Genomic DNA, 7,022 nt, shown 5'->3' on the forward strand with positions numbered 1-7,022 from the left:
GCTATATCGTCGTCCTGAAGAACACCATGACCCAGTCGGAGGTCGGCGGCCGCGCCGGTGAGCTGGCCGGGAAGTACGGCGGCAGGATCGGGTTCACCTACAAGGCCGCGTTCAAGGGCTTCTCCGCCACCATGTCGGCCAAGCAGGCCAAGCGCCTCGCCGCCGACCCGGCCGTGGCCTATGTGGAGCAGGACCGCACCGTGCAGGTCCTGACCGACCAGCTCAACCCGCCGTCGTGGGGCCTGGACCGCGTCGACCAGGCGGATCTGCCGCTGAACAACAAGTACAGCTACAGCACGGACGCGTCGAACGTCACCGCGTACGTGATCGACACCGGCATCAACTACAACCACACCGACTTCGGCGGGCGCGCGACGTTCGGGTTCGACGCGTTCACCGACGGCCAGAACGGCAAGGACTGCATGGGTCACGGCACCCACGTGTCCGGAACCGTTGGCGGCGCGACGTTCGGTGTCGCCAAGAACGTGAAGCTCAAGGCCGTCCGGGTGCTCAACTGCCAGGGCGGCGGATCCGTGTCCACCGAGGCCGCTGGTGTGGACTGGGTGACCGCGAACGCCGTCCTGCCGGCGGTCGCGAACATGAGCCTCTACACCGGAACCGCGAACGAGCCGAGCCGTGTGCTCGACGACGCCGTGCGCGCGTCGATCTCTCACGGCGTCACGTACGTGGTGGCGGCGGGCAACTTCAACGACGACTCGTGCAAGTACTCGCCGCAGCGCGTCACCGAGACGATCAACGTCATGGCGACCGCCCGCACCGACGCCCGCGCGTCGTTCTCGTCGTACGGCACGTGCAGCGACCTGTTCGCGCCCGGCCAGGACATCATTTCCGCGTCGTACAACAACAACACCGGCTTGGCCACGATGAGCGGCACGTCCATGGCCTCGCCGCACGTCGCCGGCGCGGCCGCGTTGTACTTGGCGGACAACCCGTCCAAGACGCCGGCCGAGGTGCAGGCGGCGATCAAGGCCGCGGCCACGCCGAACAAGGTCACCAGCCCTGGTGCCAACTCGGCGAACCTGTTGCTGCGCACCAACTCCGGTGGTGTTCCCGGCGTCTCCGTGACCAACCCCGGCGCGCAGACGACCGCCCTCGACGGTTCGGTGTCGCTCCAGCTGTCGGCCTCCGGTGGTACCGCGCCGTACACGTGGTCCGCGACCGGGCTGCCGGCCGGTCTGTCGATCAGCTCTTCGGGTCTTGTTTCGGGCACGGCTTCCGTTGCGGGCACGTACAACGTGACGGCGACGGCCACCGCTTCCGCAGGTGGTTCGGGCAGTGCTTCGTTCACGTGGACGGTCGGCGCGGCCTCGTGCGGCACGCAGACCAACGGCACCGACGTGGCGATCCCGGACAACTCCACGGTGTCGTCGTCGATCGTCGTCTCCGGCTGCACCGGCACCGCGTCGGCGTCCAGCAAGGTCGAGGTGCACATCAAGCACACCTACCGGGGTGACCTGGTGGTGGACCTGGTCGCACCGGACGGTTCGGCGTACAACCTGAGCAACCGCTCGGGTGGCAGCGCGGACGACATCGACCAGACGTTCACGGTCAACCTGTCGTCCGAGGCCCGCAACGGAACCTGGAAGCTCCAGGTCAGGGACGCGGCGACGGCTGACGTCGGAACGATCGACACCTGGAGCCTGACCCTGTGAGGTAGGCGGCGAGCACCAACGCGCTGAAGGTGACCAGTTGCGCCCCGATGAACGCGTCGGGGCGCAGCGTCACGAACATCCGCACGAACGCGTCGTGCCCCGCGTGGAACCCGACGCCGAGCCACAGCGACCCGCTCACCACCCGGCAGGTCGCCAGCATCAGCCCGAACCCGGCCGCCATCACCGCGTAGACCAGCCGTTCGGTCAACGTGTTCGCGCCGCCGTGCGAGAAGACGTGGATCGACCCGAAGATCAGCGAGGTGACCACGACGGTCGCCCAGGCCGGCATCTTCTCGCGCAGGTTGGCGAAGATGTAGCCGCGGAACACCAGCTCCTCCGGGAATCCCTGGGCCAGCAACGTGCTCGCGGCGAGCGAGACGATCACGGCCGGCATGCCCACCTCGGCGGCAGCACTCCAGTCCACTCCCCAGTCCGCGAAGCCCAGCCAGACGCTCACCGCTCCTCCCAGCAGCGCCACCACGACGGCGATCGCGATGCCCGACAGCAGCAACGGCGTTGTGGTGCGGTCGAACCTGACGAGATCCTGCGGTTTGCGGTCGAGGCGCCGCCGCAGCAGGCGCACCAGGCCGAACACGGCCGCCGACGCCGCCAGGCCCCCGACGACCATCGGCACCGGCATCGGCAGCGATGCCGTCGCGAGCTGAACCAGTACGCCGACGATCAGGATCGTGGCGACGAAACCCAGTAATGCCAACATGATTCGCATGCCTGGAGATCTTGTGAGCAACACGCCCGCAGCACATCCAGCCGCGGGCAGGCAGCAGACCATGACCGAAGTCATGGGTGAGGTACTCACCGAAGTCCGATGTGCGCGAGCGGGCTTCTGGCTAGCGTCTCCGAAGTGCGTCCATTGCTGTTCACTGTGCTGTTCTGGGTCGTGGCACCGGCCGTGCTCGTCGTGCACCTGCTCGGCGCACCCACGTATCCGGCGTGGCTCGGGGTCGCGGCGATCGTGGGTTTGCTGGCCGTCGTGGTCGCGTTGTGGTTCGCGCTGCCGTGGGAGATCACGACGACGCGCAGGGCGGTGAGCATCGCGTTCGTGATCGCGTGTGTGGTGCTGGGCGCTGTGGACGGCAGCGGGCTCGTCGCACCGTTGCTGCTCATCGGGCTCGGCAACGTCACACAGGTCTTCGGCACGCGGTGGGCGTTCGGCACACTCGCGGTCACTGTCGTGTTGTTCGTCGTGGGCGGGATGGTGATCTACGGCCAGGACTGGGTCACCGCGTTGCGCAGCGCCTCGACCTCTGCCGTGCTGTGTGCGTTCGGCATCAGCGTGGCCGCGGCGGTGCGCAAAGCCGTGCTGCAGGCAGAAGAGATCCGGCGGCTGGCGGTCGCCGAGGAACGTGCGCGCATGGCGAGGGAGATGCACGACTCGTTGGGCCACTACCTGACAGTGGTCAAGGTCGGGCTGGAGAACGCGGAACGGCTCCGGGAACGCGCGACGGACAAGGCGTGGGACGAGGTGCGGCAGGCCAAACTGCTGACCATGGAGGCGTTGACGGAGACACGACGGTCCGTGCGCGCGTTGCGCCCCCTCGTGCTGGACGGGCGACGGGGGAGTGACGCGCTGAGGGAGCTCGCCAGGACGTTCGACGGCCTGCGGGTCAGGCTGCAGGTGACGGGCCAGGAACGCGAGATCGGCCCGGACGCGGAGATCGTGCTGTACCGCGCGTTCCAGGAGGGCCTGACGAACGTCCTGCGCCACGCTCAGGCCGCCGAGGTGGTCGCCGAGCTGAGCTTCGCGCCGGACCGGGTCGTGCTGATGATCAGCGACGACGGCCGGGGCGCCGAGGCGGTGGACGGCTTCGGGCTCGTCGGGCTGGGGGAACGGGTGGAGGCGCTGGGAGGCGCGGTCACGGCGGGGAACCGGGCGGCCGGAGGGTTCGAGCTGCGGGTCGAGATCCCGGCATGATCAGGGTGATGCTGGTCGACGACCAGGTGCTGATGCGGCGCGGGCTGCGGACGTTGCTCGACATCGAGGACGGCATCGAGGTCGTCGCCGAGGCCGCGAACGGCGAAGAGGCGCTCAACGCGATGGACTCACGCCCGGACGTCGCCCTCGTCGACGCGCGGATGCCGGTGATGGACGGCGTGGCGTTGATCGGGGCGCTGAAAGCCGATCATCCGGGCGTGGCGTGCATCGTGCTGACGACGTTCGAGGAGGACGAGTACATCTTCGGCGCGCTCAAGGCCGGCGCGCTCGGGTACCTGCTGAAGGACACCTCGCCGGACGACCTGGTCGCGGCGATCCACAAGGTCGCTGCCGGGCAGATGATCCTGGACAGCCCCGTCGCGGCCCGGCTGGTCGCCGAGGTCGTCCAACCCGAGGTCACGTTCGCCGGCCACGAGCTGTTGTCCTCGCGCGAGTCGGACGTCGTGGAGCTGGTGGGCACCGGGGCGAGCAACCGGGAGATTGCCGCGCGGCTGTACATCACCGAGGGCACGGTGAAGAACCACGTGTCGAGCGCGCTGCGCAAACTCGGGCTGCGGGACCGCACACAGCTCGCACTGGTGGTTCGGGAAAGATGGCGGGGGTGAACGTTCCGGCTGTCCTGCGCACCCTGGCCCGGCTCAGTGCCGCCGAGCAGCCGCAGAAGGTCCAGCTCGACCTCAGCAAGGCGGCGGGCCTGCTGTGGTTCGGCGACCACGAGCCGGCGTGGCGGGCGATCACGACGACGCAGCAGGACCAGGAGTGGACCCCGATCACCTGGACCGCGCCGCGGCACGAGCGCGAGAAGGTCCAGCACCTCGCCGCGTACGACGCGCTGCACCAAGAGGACCGGCTGCTGCGCCTGGGCTGGGCGTATCTCACCGGACCCGCGGACATCGGTGGCCAGCGGCGGCGGGTGTGCCTGCCGTTGATCACGCGGCCGGTGCGGCTGCACCACGGCTGGGCCTGAACTACGCCTTCCACGTCGCCGGTGACGTCGCCCTGTTCCCGCTGATCGACGACTGGGCGAAGACCGCGGAACGGGAGGCCGCGCTCGCACCGACCGAGGCGTGGATCACCGAGACGTTGCGGCAGGCGGGGTTCCAGGACGTGCCGATCGTGCGCGAGGACCCCAGCTCGCTGATCCGCGGCCGGGAGCTGGTCGTGGCGATGGGGTGCGGCCTCAACGCCGGCGAGACCGTGGTGACGACAGAGCAGGGCTCGGCGCTGTACCAGTGGGCTGCCGCGACCGGTGTCGAGGACACCGCGCTGGCCGCGCTCTACGGTGCCGGTGAGGCTCTGAGCGAGCACGACGAGCCGATCAGTTCCCTGCTGCCGTTGAGCCACAGCCAGCAACGGGCGGTCGAGCACGCCCGTCGCGCGCGGATCACGGTCGTGGGCGGGCCGCCGGGAGCGGGCAAGACGCACACGCTGGCCGCGCTGGCGTTGGACGCCGTGGCCGCCGGACGGTCGGTGCTGCTCGCCAGCCGCACCCGCAACGCCGCCGACGTGCTCGGTGCCGCGCTGCGCAGGGCCGGTGGGCCGGTGCCGGTGCTGTTCGGCGACTCGGAGCTGCGCCAGGAGATGGCGCGCGAGCTGTCCGACGGACTCGCGGCGACCGGTGATCCCGGCCGGCTGAAGGAGCTCGACCGGGTGCGCAGAGCTGAAGTCGCGGCTGTTGGACGGATTCAGCGCGCTGTCGCCGCTTCGTTGCACGACGAGGAGCTGGCAGCCGAGGCGCGCAAGCACCACTCGCTGATGGCCGGACATCGGTCAATTGCGCCTCATGCGTTCGACGCGGGTGTTGATTTTGTTGCGCTGCACGGACTTCTTCGGCCGCGCACCGGCCTCCTGGGTGGGCTGCGGACCGGGTGGGCGCGGTCGAGGGCGCGCAAGCTGACCGGTGCGGGTGAGGCGTCGTTCGAGGACCTGACGGCGGCTGTGGTCGCGGCCGAACAGACCGCTGCCTCAGTGCGGCTCGCGGCCGGTGGCGGCACGACGTTCGCCGAGCTGAGGCTGTTGCTGTCCGAACAGGACAGTGCGGCCCGGTCGGCGACTGCCGCGTGGCTCAAGGAGTTCGCGGTCAGCGGCCGCGGCTCGGGTGCGCGCCGGGCGGTGGCGGCGCTCGCGAAGGCGTTGCGCTCGGGCAGGGCGGCACGGCGGCGGGGACTGGCCGAGATCGACAGCGCGGATCTCGTCGCCGCGCTGCCGTTGTGGGTGGGCACGCTGTCCGACGTGGAGGACATCCTGCCTCCGGTGCCGGGCATGTTCGACCTGGTGATCATCGACGAGGCGAGCCACGTCGACCAGCCGCTTGCCGCGCCGGCGTTGCTGCGCGGGCGTTCCGCGGTGATCGGCGGTGATCCCCGGCAGCTGCGGCACGTGTCGTTCGTGAGCGACCAGGCCGTGCAGGCGGCGGTCGACGCCGAGGGCACCCAGGACCTGCGCGACCGGCTGGACGTGCCGAAGATGAGCCTGTTCGACGCGGGCGCCGCCACCGCGGGCGTGCACTGGCTCGACGAGCACCACCGCTGCGCACCGCACCTGATCGGGTTCGCCGCGGCGAAGTTCTACGACGGCAAGATCGCGTTGCTGACCACGCACCCGGCGATCGCGGACGTCGACTGCATCGACACCGAACGCGTCGCCGGCTCGCGGACGCCGAAGGGCGTGAACCAGGTCGAGGTCGACGCCGTGCTCGCCCACGTGCGCAAACGGATCGTGGCGGGCGTGCGGTCGATCGGTGTCGTGACGCCGTTCCGCGCGCAGGCGGACGCCCTGGAGGAAGCGCTGCTGGGCGAGCTGACGCTGGACGAGATCACCAAGGGCGGGGTGCGCGTCGGCACGGTGCACGGGGTGCAGGGCAGCGAGTTCGACGAGGTCGTGATCAGCCTCGCGGCCGACGATAAGCCCGGCGGGTGGCGGTTCGTGAACGACCCCAACCTGCTCGCGGTGCTGACCACGCGTGCTCGCGGGAAGGTGCACGTGATCACGTCGGTCGCCGAACCGCCGGGACTGGCCGGCGAGTACCTGAAGCACGCGGACGTGCCGCCGACCGAGACCGCAGGGACCGAGCCGGCGGACGCCTGGACGGCTCGGCTGGCCCAGGAGCTGACGACCGCGGGCCTGACCGTGCGGACGGGCTATCCGGTGGGGCAGTGGCGGGTCGATCTCGTGGTGGGCGAGAAGGAGGACGCCGTCGCGGTGGAGACGCGCCCGCACCCGGAAGGGGCACAGGCGCATCTCGCCCGCTGGCGCGCCCTGACCCACGCGGGTTGGCGCGTGCACGACGCTTTCAGCAGCCGCTTCGACCACGACCCGGCCCGCGCCGCCGTAGAACTGGCCCAGGAACTCGCGCCGGGTGGCTGAGGGCGTCTGCAAGTACCACCAACTGCGAG

6 protein-coding genes are annotated in these 7,022 nt (G+C 70.1%); 5 read left to right on the forward strand and 1 reads right to left on the reverse strand.

Features of this window, described 5'->3' with window-relative positions; translation table 11 throughout:
* The coding region (locus UK23_RS35695; RefSeq protein ID WP_045316165.1) for a S8 family peptidase at positions 1 to 1,673 on the forward strand (1,673 nt) is incomplete at its 5' end.
* Here the strand turns inward: UK23_RS35695 and UK23_RS35700 are convergent.
* Positions 1,615 to 2,400 (reverse strand): CPBP family intramembrane glutamic endopeptidase, encoded by a 786-nt coding sequence (locus UK23_RS35700; RefSeq protein WP_045316166.1) that lies wholly within the window; start codon positions 2,398 to 2,400, stop codon positions 1,615 to 1,617. The genes UK23_RS35695 and UK23_RS35700 overlap by 59 nt on opposite strands.
* Positions 2,401 to 2,535: 135 nt before the next feature.
* Between UK23_RS35700 and UK23_RS35705 the strand changes: the two genes are divergently transcribed.
* From UK23_RS35705 to UK23_RS35720, 4 genes are read left to right on the forward strand one after another with little or no spacing between them, the layout of a single operon-like run.
* Positions 2,536 to 3,606 (forward strand): sensor histidine kinase, encoded by a 1,071-nt coding sequence (locus tag UK23_RS35705; RefSeq protein WP_196778039.1) that lies wholly within the window; start codon positions 2,536 to 2,538, stop codon positions 3,604 to 3,606.
* Positions 3,603 to 4,232, forward strand: coding sequence for a response regulator (locus tag UK23_RS35710; RefSeq protein WP_045316167.1), 630 nt, complete (start codon positions 3,603 to 3,605; stop codon positions 4,230 to 4,232). The genes UK23_RS35705 and UK23_RS35710 overlap by 4 nt, the downstream gene beginning before the upstream one ends.
* On the forward strand, positions 4,229 to 4,594 hold the full coding sequence (locus UK23_RS35715) for a hypothetical protein (protein ID WP_156213636.1): 366 nt from the start codon (positions 4,229 to 4,231) through the stop codon (positions 4,592 to 4,594). The genes UK23_RS35710 and UK23_RS35715 overlap by 4 nt, the downstream gene beginning before the upstream one ends.
* The gene (locus UK23_RS35720) at positions 4,543 to 6,993 is read left to right on the forward strand and encodes an AAA domain-containing protein (protein ID WP_156213637.1); all 2,451 of its coding nucleotides are present in this window, start codon (positions 4,543 to 4,545) and stop codon (positions 6,991 to 6,993) included. The genes UK23_RS35715 and UK23_RS35720 overlap by 52 nt, the downstream gene beginning before the upstream one ends.
* The last annotated feature ends 29 nt before the right edge of the window (positions 6,994 to 7,022 follow it).

Source organism: Lentzea aerocolonigenes (assembly GCF_000955955.1).
Classification (GTDB): domain Bacteria; phylum Actinomycetota; class Actinomycetes; order Mycobacteriales; family Pseudonocardiaceae; genus Lentzea; species Lentzea aerocolonigenes_A.

Excerpts from the sequence above, each read along its gene's own strand:
- UK23_RS35700 (WP_045316166.1), bottom strand. The coding sequence starts at position 2,400 with ATGCGAATCATGTTGGCATTACTGGGTTTCGTCGCCACGATCCTGATC.
- UK23_RS35710 (WP_045316167.1), top strand. The coding sequence starts at position 3,603 with ATGATCAGGGTGATGCTGGTCGACGACCAGGTGCTGATGCGGCGCGGG.